We start from the raw sequence: 16445 nt of genomic DNA on the forward strand, positions 1-16445 counted from the left end.
GCCCAGTGAACCGGGGCGCGGCGCACGACCGGCGCGGGGGCGGGGCGGGGCCCGCTCCCACCCGGCCGGGCGGCTCCGGCCGGCGGGCCGGGTGGGAGCTTCCGGTAGCCTCCCGGCGTGACGGAACAGCACTCCCATCAGTTCGAGCGGGGCACGGACGGACCGAAGGTCATCGTGGTCGGGGTGGACGGCTCGGACTCCTCGCTCCGTGCCGCGGCCTACGCCGGCGGGCTGGCCCGGCGGCAGCGGGCGCTGCTCGCCGTGGTGTACGTGCGGCCGGTGCTTGCGGCGGGCGCGGCGCTGGGCGCCCCGGTGGCCGACGCGACCGACGAGATCGCCGAGGAGCTGGTGGCGCAGATCCGGGAGGCGGCCGAGCGGGTCAAGGGGATATTCGAGGTGCGCTGGGAGTTCCACACCTTCCGCGGTGATCCCTACAACGGCCTGGTCCGGGCCGCCGACGAGCTGAAGGCGGACGCCGTGGTCGTGGGCGCCTCCGAGCAGGCCGGCCACCGGATCGTCGGCTCGGTGGCGGTCCGGCTGGTGAAGGCGGGGCGCTGGCCGGTGACGGTGGTGCCGTAGACGGTGGTGCCGCAGCCGCGCCCGGCGGCCGGAGCCCGGTGTGCCGCGCGGGTGTGCGTGGCGTCTTCCGTCCCGGACGCGGCTGGGCCATCATGATCCGCCGTCAGCCGTTTGCCGATCACGAAGAGGTGAGGAGCATGGCCGGGTTCCGTCGGAGCGAGGGGATTCTCCGCCGCAAACCGATCGAGCACATCGAGGAGACGGAGGTCGGTGAGGGCACGCGGCTGGAGCGGTCGCTGGGACTGTGGCAGCTGACCGCGATCGGGGTGGGCGGCATCATCGGCGCGGGCATCTTCACCCTCGCCGGGACGGTCGCCAACGGCACGGCGGGTCCCGCGGTCCTCGTCTCCTTCCTCATCGCCGGTGTCGCGAGCGCCGCGGCGGCGCTGTCGTACGCGGAGTTCGCCGGGCTGATCCCGAAGGCGGGCTCCGCCTACACCTACGGTTACGCGGTGCTCGGCGAGCTCGCGGGCTGGTTCATCGGCTGGGACCTGCTGCTGGAGTACACGGCGATCGTCGCGGTGGTCGCCATCGGCATCTCCGGCTACTTCAGTTTCCTCGTCGGTGAGATGGGCGCCGACCTGCCGGCCTGGATGCTGGGGGCGCCCGGCACCGGGGAGGGGCACAAGGTCGATCTGTTCGCGGCGGTGCTGTGTCTGTTCATCGCGTATCTGCTCACCCTCGGCATCAAGAACGCCGCCCGCTTCGAGATGGTGGTGGTCGTGCTGAAGGTGCTGGTGGTGCTGCTGGTGGTCGCGGTCGGGGTCTTCCACATCGACACGGCGCACTACAACCCGTTCTTCCCGTACGGCGTCGGCGGGGCGTTCACGGGCGCGGCGACGGTGTTCTTCGCCGTCTTCGGCTACGACGCGATGTCGACGGCGGCCGAGGAGTCCAAGGACGCGCAGCGGCACATGCCGAAGGCGATCATCTACTCGCTCGCCGTCTCGATGGTGCTGTACGCGGCCGCCTGCCTGGTGCTGACGGGTATGCAGGACTACGAGGACATCGACAAGGAGAGCGGTTTTTCGACGGCGTTCAAGTCGGTGGGGCTGGGCGGGCTGGCGGACGTCATCGCGGTGGGCGCGATCATCGGCATCCTCACCGTCATGTTCACGTTCATGCTCGGGGTGACCCGGGTGTGGTTCAGCATGTCCCGGGACGGTCTGCTGCCCCGGTGGTTCGCCAAGACGCACCCGACGCGGCACGTGCCCACCCGGGTCACCTGGATCGTCGGGGCCGCGTCGGCCGCCATCGCCGGGTTCCTGCCGATCGGCGAGGCGGCCGAGCTGACCAACATCGGCATCCTGCTGGCGTTCGCGGTGGTGTGCACGGCGGTGATCGTGCTGCGCTACCGGCAGCCCGACCTGCCGCGCACCTTCCGCACGCCGTGGATGCCGTTCGTGCCGGCGCTGGGTGTCGTCTTCTCCATCTGGCTGATCACGTTCCTCCAGTGGCAGACCTGGGTGCGGTTCGCCGTGTGGTTCGCGCTCGGGCTCGTGATCTACTTCGGGTACTCGTACCGGAGGTCGGAGCTGGCCCGGCGTTAGGGTCTTTCGTCTGGATCAGGCCGCGGGCGGTGCCCGGCGCCGTCGGCGGTGCGCCGTCACGTCGCCGAGACCTGACGCGGGCTACTCCCCCATCACCAGCCCGTCCCGCGCGGCGCCCCGGCTGAGCACCACGTCCCGGATCCGGTCGCGCACCGCGCGCGCCTGGGCGCCCCGGGCGATCGCCCGGTTGAGGTCGACCACGCGGCCGGCGTCGACGTCGAACAGCTGGGGGACGAACTCGGCCTTCCGCACCTCCCAGCGTCCGCCGGGCCGGGCGGGCGGGGCGAAGGTGAAGCGGGCGATCGTCGACTCGTTGCCGCGCGGGTCCGCCACGCCGTCGTGGTTCACCATCCGGCCGGCGATCTGATCGCCCATGCCGTAGACCACCCAGGTCCCGTTGACCCTCTGGTACGGCTGCGGCACATGGGCATGGGTGCCGAGGATCACATCGATGTCGGGGCGGCCCGCCGTGCGGGCCGCGGTGAGCCGCCGGGCCAGCGCCAGCTGCCGCTCGTCGGGGTCGTCCCGCCACTCCGTCCCCCAGTGCAGGGAGACGGCGACCACGTCGGCGCCGGCCCGTCGCGCCGCGCGGGCGTCCGCGAGGATCCGGTCGGCGTCGATGAGGTTCACCGCCCACGGCCGCCCGGGCGGCATCGGGTGGCCGTTGGTGTCGTAGGTGTAGGCGAGGTGGGCCAGGCGGGCGCGGCCCGCGCGCAGGATCGTGACGGTCCGGGCCTCGCCCTCGGTACGGGCCGAGCCGGCGTGCCGCACTCCCGCGCGGTCCAGGGCGTTCAGGGTGCGGTGGATGCCGTCGGCGCCGTCGTCGAGGCTGTGGTTGGAGGCGGTGGAGCAGCCGTCGTAGCCCGTGGCGGCCAGGCCCCGGGCCACCTCGGGCGGCGACTTGAAGGTGGGGTAGCCGGTGTAGTCGCCGTTCTCGCCGTACACCGTCTCCATGTGGCACAGGGCCACGTCGGCGCCCGAGACGACGGGTTCGACGCCGGCGAGCATGGGGCGGAAGTCGTAACCGGTGCCGCCCGCGTCGAAGGCGGCCCGCTCGATGACCGAGCTGTGCGGCAGGACGTCGCCGGAAGCGACCAGGGTGAAGGCGTCGGCGGAGGGCGGCGCCGAGCGTCCGGAGGGTTCCCGGTCGCGGGCCTGGCAGGCCGCGCCCGCGGTGAGGACGGCCGTCAGAACCAGGGCCACCTGTCTGCTGCGTGTGATCATCCGCTCACCCCGTTCGGTGACTCGGCGCATGAAATTCACATTTACCTACAAAACAGATAAGGAGTCTCGCGCCGCGGCGGACGGCTCCGACACGCTCATTAGCCCGTCCGGCACCCGCGAGCGGGCCGGGCCGACCGTTCGTCGAACCGTTCGCCGACGCGATCGACCGCCCGCCGCACTCCGCGGTGCGCGGGCTGTCCCCGAGGGGCGCCCTGCGATGCCATACGGCCATGACGGCCGGAATCCTCTCCCACCCGACGAACGCGACGACCGCCGAGCACGAGCTCGCCGCGCTCCAGCGCGAGCACGGCCGGCCGCTGTTCGCGCTGCTGCTGCGGCTGTGCGACGGCGACCGGCAGCGCGCCGAGGACCTGGTGCAGGAGACCCTGGTCCGCGCCTGGCAGCACCCGGAGGCCCTGCGCGCCGACGCCTTCGACTCCGTACGGCCCTGGCTGCTCACCGTGGCCCGGCGGCTGGCGATCGACGCGCGGCGGGCCCGGCAGGCGCGGCCCGCGGAGGTCGGCGACGCCGCCGCCTTGGAGAACGCGCGCGTGTGCGCCGATCACGCCGAGCGGGCCGCCGCCGCGCTGGACGTACGCGAGGCTGTGAAGACACTCACGCCGGAACACCGTGAAGTCCTGGTGCTCGTGTATTTCGAAGGGGCGACTGTGGCGGAAGCGGCGACGGCCCTGGGCATTCCGCCCGGTACCGTGAAGTCCCGCGCATACTACGCGCTGCGCGCCCTGCGCAGGGTTCTGCCGGGTTACACCACCGACCTGCGGTGAAACGGGCGGCCGGGTCAAACCTCCGTAAAGCGCCTTGCCGAAGAGACCGGTGGGGTAATCGGCTGGTCCCGTCCGTGTTCCGGACCCGGAAGGCCCGGGACCGGGCGACGCCTACGCACCGGAGGAAGGCAGGAAGGGATGCTGCACAGAGGTCACGAGGGCACGGACGGCACCGGCGACGGTGAACTCGTCGTCCCCATGGCGTGGTTGTACGCCGAGTACATCGCCGACGAGCTGCTGCGCACCGGCGACCTGATGCCGCCGACGTCGTTCGAGTTCCGCGCGGGCCGGGACGCGCTGGCGCTGACGGTCTTCCTGTCCGACACCGAGGGAGAGCTGCCCGGCGTCCGGGTCGTCTCACGACTGGAGACCTGGCTCTCCCTGACCGCCTACGACCAGCCCTGGCAGGAATGGGTGCGCGAGCGCCTGGACGAGGTGGCCGCCGGCGCCCCCGGCCGGCCCGGCCCGGACCTGGAGCTGGCCCGGGAGGCGTGGCGCTGGCTGCGGGAGACCGAACTGCTCGCACCCGACCTCAACGCCGTGCCGGGCGGACCGGCGGCGGCCGGTGAGGACGAGGGACCGAAGGTGTGGACCCCGGCGTGGCAGCTGGGCCTGCCCCTCGGCCATCTCGCCATCCACCTGTTCTAGGGCTGCTCCAGGCCCCGTCGTCGAACTCCCGTCCGCCTCGCGACGCCTTGGACGCCCTCGCGCCGCACCGGGCCCTGCCCCGAGTGCGTCGACTACGAGGATCGGGGCGCGGCGACTGTCCGGGGACGTGGCCCCTCACGCGCCTGCCTCCGGCCGGCCGGGCGCGTCAGGCCGGCGACGGCGGGCCGGGGGCAGCCGGGCCCTACTTGAGCAGCCGCGACAGCCTGCGGTCCGCCAGCGGCTTGCCGCCGGTCTGGCAGGTCGGGCAGTACTGGAGCGAGGAGTCGCTGAAGGAGACCTCGCGGATGGTGTCGCCGCACACCGGGCAGGGCTCACCGGTGCGCCCGTGGACGCGCAGGCCGCTCTTCTTCTCGGCCTTCAGCCGTCCGGCCGCCAGGCCCCGGGCCCGTTCGACGGCCTCGGTGAGCGTGACGCGCAGCGCCTCGTACAGGCGCGCGGTCTCCTCGGGGGTGAGGGAGGCGGCCAGTTTGAACGGGGACATCTTCGCGGCGTGCAGGATCTCGTCGCTGTAGGCGTTGCCGACGCCCGCGATCAGGCTCTGGTCGCGCAGCGCGCCCTTGAGCTGCCGGCGCTCGTCCTTCAGCAGGGCGGCCAGGCGGGCCTCGTCGAAGTCGGCGGCGAGCGGGTCGGGCCCCAGGCGCGCGACGCCCGGTACCTCCCGCGGGTCCCCGGCGACGTACACCGCGAGCCGCTTCTGGGTGCCCGCCTCGGTCAGGTCGAAGCCCTCCCCGGTCTCCAGGGCGACGCGCAGCGCCAGCGGGCCCTTGCCGGGGCGGGGCATGCCGCCGGGCAGCGGGTCCTTCCAGTGCAGCCAGCCGGCGCGGGCCAGGTGGATCACCAGATGCGGGCCGCCGGCCGTCGCGATGCCGAGGAACTTGCCGTACCGGCGCACGGCGGCGACCTCGTGGCCCTCCACGGCCGTGACCGGAGGGTCGTACGTCTTCAGGACGCTGACGGCCACGGGCAGCACCCGTACGATCGTGCGGCCGACGAGGTGCTCGGTGAGGAAGTCCGCGAGCGCCTCGACCTCGGGCAGTTCCGGCATACGTCCAGACTGCCCACCCGGCGCCGGTCGTGCCAGGCGGCTCACTCCCGCCGGGGCACCACGAACTCGCACCACACGCACTTGCCGCCGCCCCGGGCCTCGACCCCCCATGCCTCGGCGAGCGTCTCGACCAGGACCAGCCCCCGTCCGGAGACCCCGGTCTCCCCCGCCTCCCGGTGGCGCGGCAGGGCGCTGGAGGAGTCCTCGACCTCCACGCGCAGCCTGCGGTCGGCGCCGGTGAGGACCCGCAGGGTGACGATGGCCGCGCCCTCGGTGTGCATGAGGGCGTTGGTGAGCAGTTCGCCGGCGGCCAGCTCGATCTCGTCGGCCTGGCCCGCGGCGCCCCAGGCGCGGACCGCGGCGCGGATCATGTGCCGGGCCCCGGTCAGCGCCTCGGGGTCGCCGGGGGCCACGTGCTGCTGGAGCCGCCCGCCGGAGCGCGGGGCGTCCAGGCCGCGGCGGCGCAGCAGGAGCAGCGCCACGTCGTCCTCGCCGCCGCGGTCCTCGAAGACCTCGATGAGCCGGCCGGCGAGGTCCCGGACGTCCTCCGGTCCGGCGGCGACGAGCGCCGCGAGGGCCTGCACGCCGTCGTCGAGATCGGCGCCGGGCGTCTCCACCAGGCCGTCGGTGCACAGCAGCAGGGTGCTGCCCGGATCGAGCTCCAGGGTGCCGACCGGGTAGGCGAGCCGCCCGAACTCGGCGGACAGGCCGAGCGGCATCCCGCCCTCGACGGGCACCCGGCGGCAGGTTCCGTCGGGGTGGCGCACCAGCGGGTCGATGTGCCCCGCCCGGACCACCTGGACCACGCCGGTGGCCAGGTCGGCCTCCGCGTACAGGCAGGTGGCGAAGCGGTCGGTGTCGAGTTCGTGGAGGAAGACGGAGGCGCGGGCCATCACGGTGGCCGGGGTGTGTCCCTCGGCGGCGTAGGCGCGCAGGACGATGCGCAGCTGGCCCATGACGGCGGCGGCGTGCGTGTCGTGGCCCTGGACGTCGCCGATGACGGCGCCGACGCGTCCGCCGGGCAGCGGGATGAGGTCGTACCAGTCGCCCCCGATGTCGCGGCCCAGGGAGCCGCCGAGGGTGGCGGCACGATAGCGGACGGCGACGTCGCAGCCGGGCACGCTGGGGATGGTGCGCGGCAGCATGGCCTGCTGGAGGCCCTGGGCGAGGTCCATCTCCTGCTCGTAGAGCATCGCCCGTTGCAGGCTCTGCGCGATGCCGCTGCCGAGGGCGACGAGCACGTTGCGGTCCTCGGGCGAGAATCCGCGCCGGTCGCTGTAGAGCAGGCCCATCGCCCCGATCGGGCGGGCCTGGGCGATCAGCGGCAGGTAGGCGGCGGCGGTGATGTGCAGGTGGGTAAGGTGCGGCCACAGGACCGGGTAACGCTCCGCGAACTCCTCCGGCGACTCGATGAAGCGCGGACTGAGGGTGCGCACGGCCTCGCTCATCGGGTAGGGCTCGTCGATCCGGGTGATCCGGGTGCCGGGGACGAAGCCGTTGTCGGGGCCGTCGGCGACCAGCCGGATGCGGCCGCCCTCGACCAGGCCCATCACGAGACTGGTGGCGCCCAGGCGGGTGAGGCCGTGGGTGTCCCGCAGGGCGTCCATCACGTCGTTCACGGTGCGGGCGTGGGCGAGGGCGGCCGTGGCGACCTGGACGACGTCGGTCTGCCGGCGGCGGGCCTCGTCCTGGGCGGCCTGCGCGCGGCGGGCCTCCAGGTCGCCGACCTCCTCGGTGGCGTCCCGCACGATGCCGACGATCCGGTGGGGGCGGCCGCTCTCGTCGCGCCGGATGTAGCCCTGGGTGTGGGTCCAGCGCAGCGTGCCGTCCCGGCACCGCAGGCGGAAGTACGTGCCGTAGTTCTCGCTGCCGTCCTTCATGGCCTGGGCGACGAGGGCGTCCAGGCGCCGCCCTTCGGCCTGCGGGACGCGCGGGGACAGGCTCTCGGGCCGCCCGTCGAACTCCTCGGGACGCAGGTCGAACACCTCGTGGGCCTGGGCGTCCATGTGGAACAGGCCGCTGTCCAGATCCCAGTCGAAGCTGCCCATGCGGTTGAGCGCCAGGATCGGCTCCGGGCGGGCGGGCCACTCGTCCGGGAGGGACAGGGCGCTCGCTCCCCGATCAACCATGGCCCTACCTTGCCAGGATTTGCCCGATTCTTCGAGTTCGGCACTCCTTCGGCACACCCGGTCACCGCCCGGCCTCAGCTGCCGAAGACGTCCGTGGGGCCGCCGAAAACGGTGCCGGTCCACTCGCTCGGGTTACGCAACCGGAGCGGCGGTACACGGACGGTCACCCGGGGGATCCGGACAGGAGTGACAGAGCGTTCCGGCGCGAGAATGGTGGAAGGAGCGCACGGCCGTGGAGTGGTTCACCGCACCCGACTACTGGCTGAGCCGGCTGGTCTTCCAGCGGGCTCTGGCCGCCGTGTATCTGGTCGCTTTCCTGACGGCCGCCTTGCAGTTCCGGGCGCTGATCGGCGAGCGCGGCCTGCTGCCCGTGCCCCGCTTCACCGAGCGGGTGCCGTTCCGGCGGGCGCCGAGCCTGTTCCAGCTGCACTACTCCGACCGGTTCTTCGGGGCGTGCGCGTGGGCGGGCTGCGCGGTGTCGGCGGCGCTGCTCGCGGGGCTGGACGCGCTGCTGCCGCTGTGGGGCGCGATGCTGCTGTGGCTGGTGCCGTGGGCGCTGTACCTGTCGGTCGTGAACGTCGGGCAGACCTGGTACTCGTTCGGGTGGGAGTCGCTGCTGCTGGAGGTCGGCTTCGTCGCCGTCCTGCTCGGCAACGACGAGGTGGCGCCGCCGGTCGTGGTGCTGTTCCTGCTGCGGTGGATCCTGTTCCGGGTGGAGTTCGGCGCGGGGCTGATCAAGATGCGCGGGGACGCGTGCTGGCGGAAGCTGGCGTGTCTGGACTACCACCACGAGACCCAGCCGATGCCGGGCCCGCTGAGCTGGTTCTTCCACCATCTGCCCAAACCCCTGCACCGCGTGGAGGTGGCCGCCAACCACGTCACCCAGCTGGTGGTGCCCTTCCTGCTGTTCACCCCGCAGCCCATCGCCACGGCCGCCGCCGCCCTGATGATCCTCACCCAGCTGTGGCTGGTGCTGTCGGGCAACTTCTCCTGGCTGAACTGGATCACCATCGTGCTGGCCCTGTCGGCGGTGCGGTTCCCGGCCGATCCGCCGGCGGTGCCGGGCGCCCCGCTGTGGTACGAGATCGTCGTTCTCGCGGTGGGCGCGCTGCTGGTGTTCCTCAGCTACCAGCCGGTCCGTAACATGCTCTCCCGCCGCCAGGTGATGAACCGCTCCTTCGACCCGCTGCATCTGGTCAACACCTACGGCGCGTTCGGCAGCGTCAGCCGGATCCGGTACGAGGTGGTGATCGAGGGCACGGCCGACGCGGTGCCGCGCGAGGACTCCGACTGGCGGGAGTACGAGTTCAAGGGCAAGCCCGGTGACCCGCGGCGGTGGCCGCGCCAGTTCGCCCCGTACCATCTGCGGCTGGACTGGCTGATGTGGTTCGCCGCGCTGTCACCGGCGTACGCGGGGTCGTGGTTCGGCACCCTGGTGGAGCGGCTCCTGGAGAGCGACCCCGCCACCCTGCGGCTGCTGCGCCGCTCGCCGTTCCCGCCGGACGCGCCGCCGCGGTACGTCCGCGCCCGGCTGTTCCGCTACCGGTACACCACCTGGCGCGAGCTGCGGGAGACGGGCGCCTGCTGGGACCGCGCGTATGTGCGGGAGTATCTGCCGCCCACCCGGCTGGCGGGGGCGGCGCGGCGGCCGTAGCGGTCAGGCCCGCCGCAGCCGCAGGGTCATGAGCTGGAACGGCCGCAGCCGTACGGCGATCCGGTCGCCCTCGGCCCGAGGGGCGGGCTCCCCCGCGAGCGGGCGTTCCAGCAGGTCGGTCACCGTGACGTCCGCGACGGCGAAGCCCGCGGTCAGCGTGGCCCGGGCCCGTCCGCCGTGCGCCTCGTGGAAGCGGACCACCACGTCGCCGCCGCCGTCGTCGGCCAGCTTCACGGCCGTGATCACGACCGCGTCCCGGTCGGACGTCACCAGCGGGACGACCTCCCGGGCTCCGGACAGCCGCCGTTCCGGCAGGTTGATCCGCCACCCCTCGCGCACGGCGTCGCCGATCCCGGCGCCCGGCAGGAGCGCGTGCCGGAAGCGGTGCACGCCCTGGTCGGTCTCCGGGTCGGGGAAGCGCGGGGCGCGCAGCAGGGAGGCGCGGACCGTCGTGGTGGTCCCCCCATCGTGGCCGCCGCGGACCGTGCGGGTCACGTCGTGCCCGTAGGTCGCGTCGTTGACGAGGGCGACGCCCCAGCCCGGTTCCGCCAGATGGACGAAGCGGTGGTTGCACGCCTCGAACTTGGCCGTCTCCCAGCTGGTGTTGGTGTGCGTGGGCCGGTAGACGTGCCCGAACTGGGTCTCCGACGCGTACCGGTCGGCGTGCAGGTCGAGCGGGAAGGCGAGCTTGAGGAACTTCTCCGTCTCGTGCCAGTCGACCTCGGTGTCCAGCAGCAGCCGCCGCTCCCCCGCCGGCAGGGTCAGCACCTGGGTGGCGCGAGAGGAGCCGAAGGCGCGGACGATCCGTACCGACGTACCGTCCTCGCCCGGGGTGATCTCGTCGGCGTCGGTGAGGTCGGTGACCGAGTGGCGGTAGAACGCGTCGACGTCCCAGGCGTCCCACATGTTCGGCAGGTCGGGGTGGAGCTGGAGCAGGCCCGCCGCCAGGCCGGGGGCGATCGTCTCGCGGTCGGCCCCGACGTCGTACGCGGACACCACCAGGCCCCGGGCGTCGATCTCGATCCGCAGCAGGCCGTTGTCCAGGACGTGTCCGCCGCCGGGGCGGGCCGTGAGGGTCGTGCGGCCCTCGGTGACGGGGGTGCGCGCGCCGCCCGCCGGGACACCGGACCGGGCGTGCGGGGCGGCGTTGAAGACGAGGGGGAGTCCGCCCTCGCCGGCCAGGGCGCGCTGGGCGGCTTCGATGACGCCGGTCAGCTCCCCGGCGATCCGCGCGTAGGTGGCGCGCGCCTCGCGGTGGACCCAGGCGATGGAGGAGCCGGGCAGGATGTCGTGGAACTGGTGCAGCAGGACCGTCTTCCAGACGCGGTCCAGCTCCTGGTACGGATACGGGAATCCGGTGCGCACGGCGGCGGTGGCCGCCCACAGCTCGGCTTCGCGCAGGAGGTGTTCGCTGCGGCGGTTGCCCTGCTTGGTCTGGGCCTGGCTGGTGAGGGTGGCGCGGTGCAGTTCGAGGTAGAGCTCGCCCGCCCACACGGGCGCGTCGGGGTACTCGGCGGCGGCCTTGGCGAAGAACTCCCGGGGCGTCTCCCACGTCACGGTCGGCGAGCCTTCGAGGTCGCGCAGCCGGGCCGCGCGGGCGACCATCTCGCGGGTGGTGCCGCCGCCCCCGTCGCCCCAGCCGGTCGGGGCGAGGGAGTGGCGGGCCGCGCCCTTCTCCCGGAAGGAGCGGACGGCGTGGGCGAGCTCGCTGCCCGTCATGGCGCAGTTGTAGGTGTCGGCGGGCGGGAAGTGCGTGAAGATCCGGGTTCCGTCGATGCCCTCCCACCGGAAGGTGTGGTGCGGGAACGTGTTCGTCTGGGACCAGGAGATCTTCTGCGTCAGCAGGTACTTCGATCCGGCCGCCTTGATGATCTGCGGCAGGCCGGCGGCGAAGCCGAAGGTGTCCGGCAGCCAGGCCTCCTCGTTCTCGATGCCGAACTCGTCGAGGAAGAACCGTTTGCCGTGCACGAACTGCCGGGCCATCGCCTCCGACCCGGGCATGTTGGTGTCCGACTCCACCCACATGCCGCCGGCCGGCACGAACCGCCCCTCGGCCACCGCCTTCTTCACCCGCGCCCACACCTCGGGCCGGTGTTCCTTCACCCACGCCCACTGCTGGGCCTGCGACATGGCGAAGACGAAGTCCGGCTCGTCGTCCAGCAGCGCGGTCATGTTGGCGGCGGTCCGGGCGACCTTGCGGACGGTCTCGCGCAGCGGCCACAGCCACGCCGAGTCGATGTGGGCGTGGCCGACGGCGCTGACGCGGTGCGCGGAGGGGACGGCGGGGGGGGAGAGGACGCCGGTGAGCCGCGAACGGGCACCGGCGGCGGTGCCGCCCACGTCCTGGAGGTCGACGGCGTCCAGGGCCCGCTCCACCGCGCGCAGGATCTCCCAGCGGCGCGGTGAGTCCACGGGCAGCTCGGCCATCAGCTCGCCGAGCACCTCCAAGTCGATCACGAGCTGCCACACCGTCTCGTCGAAGACGGCGAGGTCCATGCGGGTGAGGGTGTACTGCGGCTCGCCGCCCGCCGTCCGCGGGTCGCCGAGCGGCGTCGGCGCGAAGGGGCGCGGGCCCATGATGACGGGGTTGGAGGCGGCCTCGATGTGCAGGCGCACCTCCTCGCCGCCCTCGGCGGGGGCGCCGACGCGCACCCAGGGGGTGCGCGGGTTGAGGCCCTTCACCGGGGTGCCGTCGGGCCGGTACACCAGGCCCTCGCACTGGAAGCCGGGCATGCTCTCGTCGAAGCCGAGGTCGAGGATGGCCTCGACGGTCCTGCCCGCCCAGGCCTGGGGCACGGTTCCGGTGACCCGGAACCAGCTGGTGCCCCAGGGCGCGCCCCAGCGGGCGCCCACCGCGACGGGTTCGGGCCGGGCGGCCAGGCCCTCGCCGACCGGGACCGGCTCGCCGGGCGCGTGCCACACCGCGACGCCCAGCGGCAGGGACTCGGGGTACACGGCGGGACGGATGCGTTCGTCGAGGACGCGCCGGAGGCGGCCTTCGACCAGGGTGCGGTCGTCATGCATGCGGGTGCTCCGTGGCTGGGGTGCGGACGGCTTCGGCGGACTGCGGCGGTGACCGGGCGGGCCCGCGGGTCGCGGACCCGGCGTGGTGTGAAGCTCCCCCACCCGGTACGGCCCGAACCGTGCCGGGCCCGCCTCCGGCTCCGGGGCACCGGCCGCCCGCGCGCCCCATCGCGGGGCGGTCCACCGGAAGGAGACGGCACCCGCGCCGAGCCGCCGCGGTGTCCGGCCGCCGGGGGCCGCACCGGCGGCGGCCGGAGACAGCCGCTGGTGCGCCGGGACGTGCGGCGCCCGGCCGGGGCCGTGGCGCGGAGGACCGGCACGGTGCCCGTACGGCGGCAGGCGCGGAAGCCGCCGCGGCCGCCCCGGACACTCAACCCGGCCGGGCGACAGTCCGCGCAGGTGTGCGACCCGGGAGCCGGGTGGGACGACGCGTGTGCCGAACCGTCCGGCGGGGCACGGGTGTTCCCGCAGCCGTGCGTCGCTCGCGGCTCCGGTGGCGCTACAGCGCCCGGTACATGATGTGCAGGCCCACCCGGCCGTGCCGCGGGTGTTCGAACGCGTCCGGTACGGTGCCGAGGATCGTGAACCCGAGGGAGGTCCACAGCGCGACGGCCGGGTTGGTCTCCACGACGGCGTTGAACACCATGCCGCGATAGCCGTCGGCCTTGGCTGCGGCCAGGACGTGCTCGGCGAGGGCGCGGCCGGTGCCGCGCCCCGCGTGGCCGGGATCGACCATGAAGCCGGCGTTGGCGATCCGCGCGGCGGGGCCCCCGTAGCCGGGGGTGAGGTAGGCGGAGGCGATGACGGCGCCGCCGTCGTCCTCGACGGCGAAGACCCGCTTGACGGGGCTCATCCACAGGGCCCGGGCCTGCTCCTCGGTGGTCTGCGGGTCCCAGGTATAGGTCTCGCCGGCGGAGACGATGCGGTGCCAGAACGGCCAGATGTGCGGCCAGTCGGCGGCCGTCGCTTCCCTGATCAGCATGGGCGTGAGTGTCGCACGCCCATGCGGCCGGCGGTCGCGGCGGGCTCCCCGCCGCGTGTTCAGTCCACGCTGGGCAGGATGTGCGGCTCGGCGAGGTCTTCCTCGTAGCCCGCGAGACGGATGGGGGCGGAGCGGGCCCACACGTCGAGGCTGCCGATCTCGCCCGGTCGGCGGCCCGCGCGCTCCGCGCGTTCCGTGGGGCGCTGTTCGCGATTGGTCTTCTCCGGTGTCACCGCGCACTCCTTATGTGTCGGTCACCCTCGGGCGTCGCCGGCCAGTCTGCCGTCCCTCACCTGACGCCCGCTCGGGTTTCGGTCGAAAGCAGCTCGGACGCGGTGGCGCCGGTAACTCGGGTGAGAGCAGGCCGTGGTGCGCCGGCTTGTCCCAGACGGGCCGTGGGTGCGGGTTGGGGCCCCTTGGTGCTGCCCGTCCGCACCAGATTAACCAAATGAGCGGGGGGCCGCTCGATAGGAGCGAAAACTTGGGGTAACCATGACGTTTCGCAGCGCGTCCGGCGGGCCCGGTGTGCGCTGCGCGCCCTCGTGCGCTCCGCCCGAGCTCTCACCCGTTCGGCCTACGTTCCGGCGCTGCCCGCGCATACCGCCCGGCCACGGGGAACCCATGGGCCGATGGACGCCGTCCCCTTCGCTCCCGTCCGGCACGGCCGCCACCGACGTGGCCGGGCCGTTCAAGTGCCGTTGGCCGGGCCGCAAGGAGGCCATGCTCTGCTGGCGGACGGCAACGGCCTTCTCACGGGAGGACGGACGCATGGAGCTGCGCGGCGTCGAGGAGCTGATGGACCTGCTGTACGCCTGCCGGGGCACACGGGACGCCGCCGGTCACGGCGGCGCCCCGGTCGACCTGCACGACCACGCGCTGCGGACCGCCGCGCTGCTGCGCCGCGGCCGTCCCGCCGACAAGGAGCTCCAGGTGGCCGGGCTGGTGCACCCGGTCGGCCGGCTCCTGTGGCCCGGCGATCGGGCAGGCCGCGGCGGCCGCACGGCCGCGGCGGTACGGTCGTTGCTCGGTGACCGTGTCGCCCGCCTGCTGCGCCACCAGGACGACCCGGGCGCCTGGGCCGACGACGACCTGCTGAGCCTGCGCCAGGCGGCCGAGGAGGGCCGCGACGCCGTCTTCGACGCGGGGGTGCTGGAGGACTGGCGCACGCTGCTGGAACTGGTCGCGGCGGGCAACTCCCGGCTGGGCGCGGTGGACTGACCCCCCGCCCGCCCGGCGGCGGGCGGGCCGGCGCCGGGCGGGGAGCACCACCCGCCCGCCGTCACCACTTGCCGGGCGCGTAGTCCTTCAGGAAGACGCCGTACAGGTCCTCGCCCGCCTCACCGCGCACGATGGGGTCGTAGACACGGGCGGCACCGTCGACGAGGTCGAGCGGGGCGTGGAAACCGGCCTCCGCGAGGCGGACCTTGTCGGGGTGCGGGCGCTCGTCGGTGATCCAGCCGGTGTCGACGGCCGTCATCAGGATGCCGTCCTTGTCGAACATCTCCTGGGCGCTGGTGCGCGTGAGCATGTTCAGGGCGGCCTTGGCCATGTTGGTGTGGGGGTGGCCGGCGCCCTTGTAGCCGCGGGCGAAGACGCCCTCCATGGCGGAGACGTTGACGATGTACCGGCGCCGGGCCGGGGACGCGGCCATCGCCGGGCGCAGCCGGCTGATCAGGATGAACGGCGCCGTCGAGTTGCACAGCTGGACCTCCAGCAGCTCGATCGGCGTGACCTCGTCGACCGTCTGCACCCAGCTGTTGGTGTCGTGCAGGTCGGGTACCAGGCCGCCCGCGTCGATCGCCGTGCCCGCCGCGATGCGCTCCAGGGACGCGGAGCCGGAGACCAGCGCGAGGTCGGTGACCTCCTGGGCGGTGAGCGCGCCGCCCCCGGCGACCGGGAGCTCGGCGACCGCGCCGGAGCCGAAGGTGCCGATCACCTCGGCGGCGGGCAGTTCACCGGCGGGCAGCGGGCCGGACTCGGCGGCGACCAGTTCGCTGTACGCCTGCGGGGAGCGGCGTACGGTCTGCGCCGCGTTGTTGATCAGGATGTCGAGCGGGCCGGCGGCGGCGACCGACTCGGCGAGCGCGACGACCTGGGCCGGGTCGCGCAGGTCGATGCCGACGATCTTCAGCCGGTGGATCCACTCGTCGCTGTCGGGCTGGGCCTTGAAGCGGCGGATCGCGTCGTTGGGGAAGCGTGTGGTGATCGTGGTGTGCGCGCCGTCGCGCAGCAGCCTGAGCGCGATGTACATGCCGATCTTGGCCCGGCCGCCGGTGAGCAGCGCCCGCTTGCCGGCGAGGTCGGTGCGGGCGTCGCGCCGGGCCCGGTTCTCGGCGGCGCACTTCTGGCAGAGCTGGTGGTAGAAGTAGTCGACCTCGACGTACCGCGTCTTGCAGATGTAGCAGGAGCGCGGGCGCTGGAGTATCCCCGCGATCCGGCCGGGCTCGACCTTGGAGGAGGGCAGGACGCCCTCGGTCTCGTCGTCGATCCGCTCGGCGGAGCCGGTGGCGGTGGCCTCGGTGACCGCCCGGTCGTGGGCGGTCTTGGCGGCCCGGCGCTCCTGGCGGCGGCGCTGTTTGACCGTGCGGTAGATGTGCGAGGTGGCCCGGCGCACCTTGATCGCGTCGGGATGGTCGACGTCCAGCTTGTCGAGTTCCTCCAGCACGCCGAGGCAGACGGCCAGGCGCTCCGGGTCGATGCCGGGGCCGTAGGAGGGCGTGGTCGCCTCGTCCGTGGCCGCCGGGCCGTTGTCTGTCACCGTCATCGCCGCTGCCGTTCCCTGGTCACCCGTTGCGGCGCTCCGA

At 73.6% G+C, this 16445-nt stretch carries 13 protein-coding genes; 6 read left to right on the top strand and 7 right to left on the bottom strand.

Annotated features, from left to right (window positions below; genetic code table 11):
• Positions 1–117 precede the first annotated feature (117 nt).
• Both AB0L74_RS16400 and AB0L74_RS16405 read left to right on the top strand, forming a co-directional pair.
• Positions 118–579, top strand: a complete 462-nt coding sequence (locus AB0L74_RS16400) for a universal stress protein (RefSeq protein WP_365651588.1) — start codon at positions 118–120, stop codon at positions 577–579.
• A gap of 137 nt (positions 580–716) precedes the next feature.
• Entirely contained in the window at positions 717–2129 is a 1413-nt protein-coding gene (locus tag AB0L74_RS16405; protein WP_365651591.1) for an amino acid permease, read from the top strand.
• 81 nt (positions 2130–2210) lie between these two features.
• Here AB0L74_RS16405 and AB0L74_RS16410 read toward each other — a convergent pair whose 3' ends face one another.
• Positions 2211–3353, bottom strand: a complete 1143-nt coding sequence (locus tag AB0L74_RS16410; protein WP_365651594.1) for a CapA family protein — start codon at positions 3351–3353, stop codon at positions 2211–2213.
• A gap of 230 nt (positions 3354–3583) precedes the next feature.
• Here AB0L74_RS16410 and AB0L74_RS16415 point away from each other — a divergent pair, with 230 nt between their 5' ends.
• On the top strand, positions 3584–4138 hold the full coding sequence (locus AB0L74_RS16415) for a sigma-70 family RNA polymerase sigma factor (protein WP_365651597.1): 555 nt from the start codon (positions 3584–3586) through the stop codon (positions 4136–4138).
• A 138-nt stretch (positions 4139–4276) separates the two neighbouring features.
• Positions 4277–4786 carry a hypothetical protein gene (locus tag AB0L74_RS16420; protein WP_365651600.1) on the top strand — a complete coding sequence of 170 codons (510 nt, stop codon included), beginning with the start codon at positions 4277–4279 and terminating at the stop codon, positions 4784–4786.
• Positions 4787–4988: 202 nt separating this feature from the next.
• On the opposite strand, the gene AB0L74_RS16425 is transcribed toward AB0L74_RS16420, so the two are convergent.
• Both AB0L74_RS16425 and AB0L74_RS16430 read right to left on the bottom strand, forming a co-directional pair.
• Positions 4989–5852 (bottom strand): DNA-formamidopyrimidine glycosylase family protein, encoded by an 864-nt coding sequence (locus AB0L74_RS16425; RefSeq protein WP_365651603.1) that lies wholly within the window; start codon positions 5850–5852, stop codon positions 4989–4991.
• Positions 5853–5893: 41 nt separating this feature from the next.
• The gene (locus tag AB0L74_RS16430; RefSeq protein ID WP_365651609.1) at positions 5894–7981 is read right to left on the bottom strand and encodes a SpoIIE family protein phosphatase; all 2088 of its coding nucleotides are present in this window, start codon (positions 7979–7981) and stop codon (positions 5894–5896) included.
• 232 nt (positions 7982–8213) lie between these two features.
• Between AB0L74_RS16430 and AB0L74_RS16435 the strand changes: the two genes are divergently transcribed.
• Entirely contained in the window at positions 8214–9635 is a 1422-nt protein-coding gene (locus tag AB0L74_RS16435; RefSeq protein WP_365651612.1) for a lipase maturation factor family protein, read from the top strand.
• A 3-nt stretch (positions 9636–9638) separates the two neighbouring features.
• Here the strand turns inward: AB0L74_RS16435 and AB0L74_RS16440 are convergent, their stop codons facing one another.
• From AB0L74_RS16440 to AB0L74_RS16450, 3 genes are all read right to left on the bottom strand, one after another.
• Positions 9639–12659, bottom strand: coding sequence for a glycoside hydrolase family 38 C-terminal domain-containing protein (locus AB0L74_RS16440; protein WP_365651614.1), 3021 nt, complete (start codon positions 12657–12659; stop codon positions 9639–9641).
• Between the two features lie 499 nt (positions 12660–13158).
• Entirely contained in the window at positions 13159–13641 is a 483-nt protein-coding gene (locus AB0L74_RS16445) for a GNAT family N-acetyltransferase (protein ID WP_365651616.1), read from the bottom strand.
• A 59-nt stretch (positions 13642–13700) separates the two neighbouring features.
• On the bottom strand, positions 13701–13874 hold the full coding sequence (locus tag AB0L74_RS16450; protein ID WP_365651618.1) for a hypothetical protein: 174 nt from the start codon (positions 13872–13874) through the stop codon (positions 13701–13703).
• 535 nt (positions 13875–14409) lie between these two features.
• Between AB0L74_RS16450 and AB0L74_RS16455 the strand changes: the two genes are divergently transcribed.
• Complete coding sequence (locus AB0L74_RS16455; protein WP_365651669.1) at positions 14410–14859, top strand: hypothetical protein; 450 nt, start codon at positions 14410–14412, stop codon at positions 14857–14859.
• 61 nt (positions 14860–14920) lie between these two features.
• Here AB0L74_RS16455 and AB0L74_RS16460 read toward each other — a convergent pair whose 3' ends face one another.
• Positions 14921–16405, bottom strand: a complete 1485-nt coding sequence (locus AB0L74_RS16460; RefSeq protein ID WP_365651620.1) for an SDR family NAD(P)-dependent oxidoreductase — start codon at positions 16403–16405, stop codon at positions 14921–14923.
• Between the last annotated feature and the right edge of the window lie 40 nt (positions 16406–16445).

Source organism: Streptomyces sp. NPDC052020 (genome assembly GCF_040680575.1).
Taxonomy (GTDB): domain Bacteria; phylum Actinomycetota; class Actinomycetes; order Streptomycetales; family Streptomycetaceae; genus Streptomyces.

Excerpts from the sequence above, each read along its gene's own strand:
- AB0L74_RS16405 (WP_365651591.1), top strand. The coding sequence starts at position 717 with ATGGCCGGGTTCCGTCGGAGCGAGGGGATTCTCCGCCGCAAACCGATC.
- AB0L74_RS16410 (WP_365651594.1), bottom strand. The coding sequence starts at position 3,353 with ATGATCACACGCAGCAGACAGGTGGCCCTGGTTCTGACGGCCGTCCTC.
- AB0L74_RS16415 (WP_365651597.1), top strand. The coding sequence starts at position 3,584 with ATGACGGCCGGAATCCTCTCCCACCCGACGAACGCGACGACCGCCGAG.
- AB0L74_RS16420 (WP_365651600.1), top strand. The coding sequence starts at position 4,277 with ATGCTGCACAGAGGTCACGAGGGCACGGACGGCACCGGCGACGGTGAA.
- AB0L74_RS16425 (WP_365651603.1), bottom strand. The coding sequence starts at position 5,852 with ATGCCGGAACTGCCCGAGGTCGAGGCGCTCGCGGACTTCCTCACCGAG.
- AB0L74_RS16430 (WP_365651609.1), bottom strand. The coding sequence starts at position 7,981 with ATGGTTGATCGGGGAGCGAGCGCCCTGTCCCTCCCGGACGAGTGGCCC.
- AB0L74_RS16440 (WP_365651614.1), bottom strand. The coding sequence starts at position 12,659 with ATGCATGACGACCGCACCCTGGTCGAAGGCCGCCTCCGGCGCGTCCTC.
- AB0L74_RS16445 (WP_365651616.1), bottom strand. The coding sequence starts at position 13,641 with ATGCTGATCAGGGAAGCGACGGCCGCCGACTGGCCGCACATCTGGCCG.
- AB0L74_RS16455 (WP_365651669.1), top strand. The coding sequence starts at position 14,410 with ATGGAGCTGCGCGGCGTCGAGGAGCTGATGGACCTGCTGTACGCCTGC.
- AB0L74_RS16460 (WP_365651620.1), bottom strand. The coding sequence starts at position 16,405 with ATGACGGTGACAGACAACGGCCCGGCGGCCACGGACGAGGCGACCACG.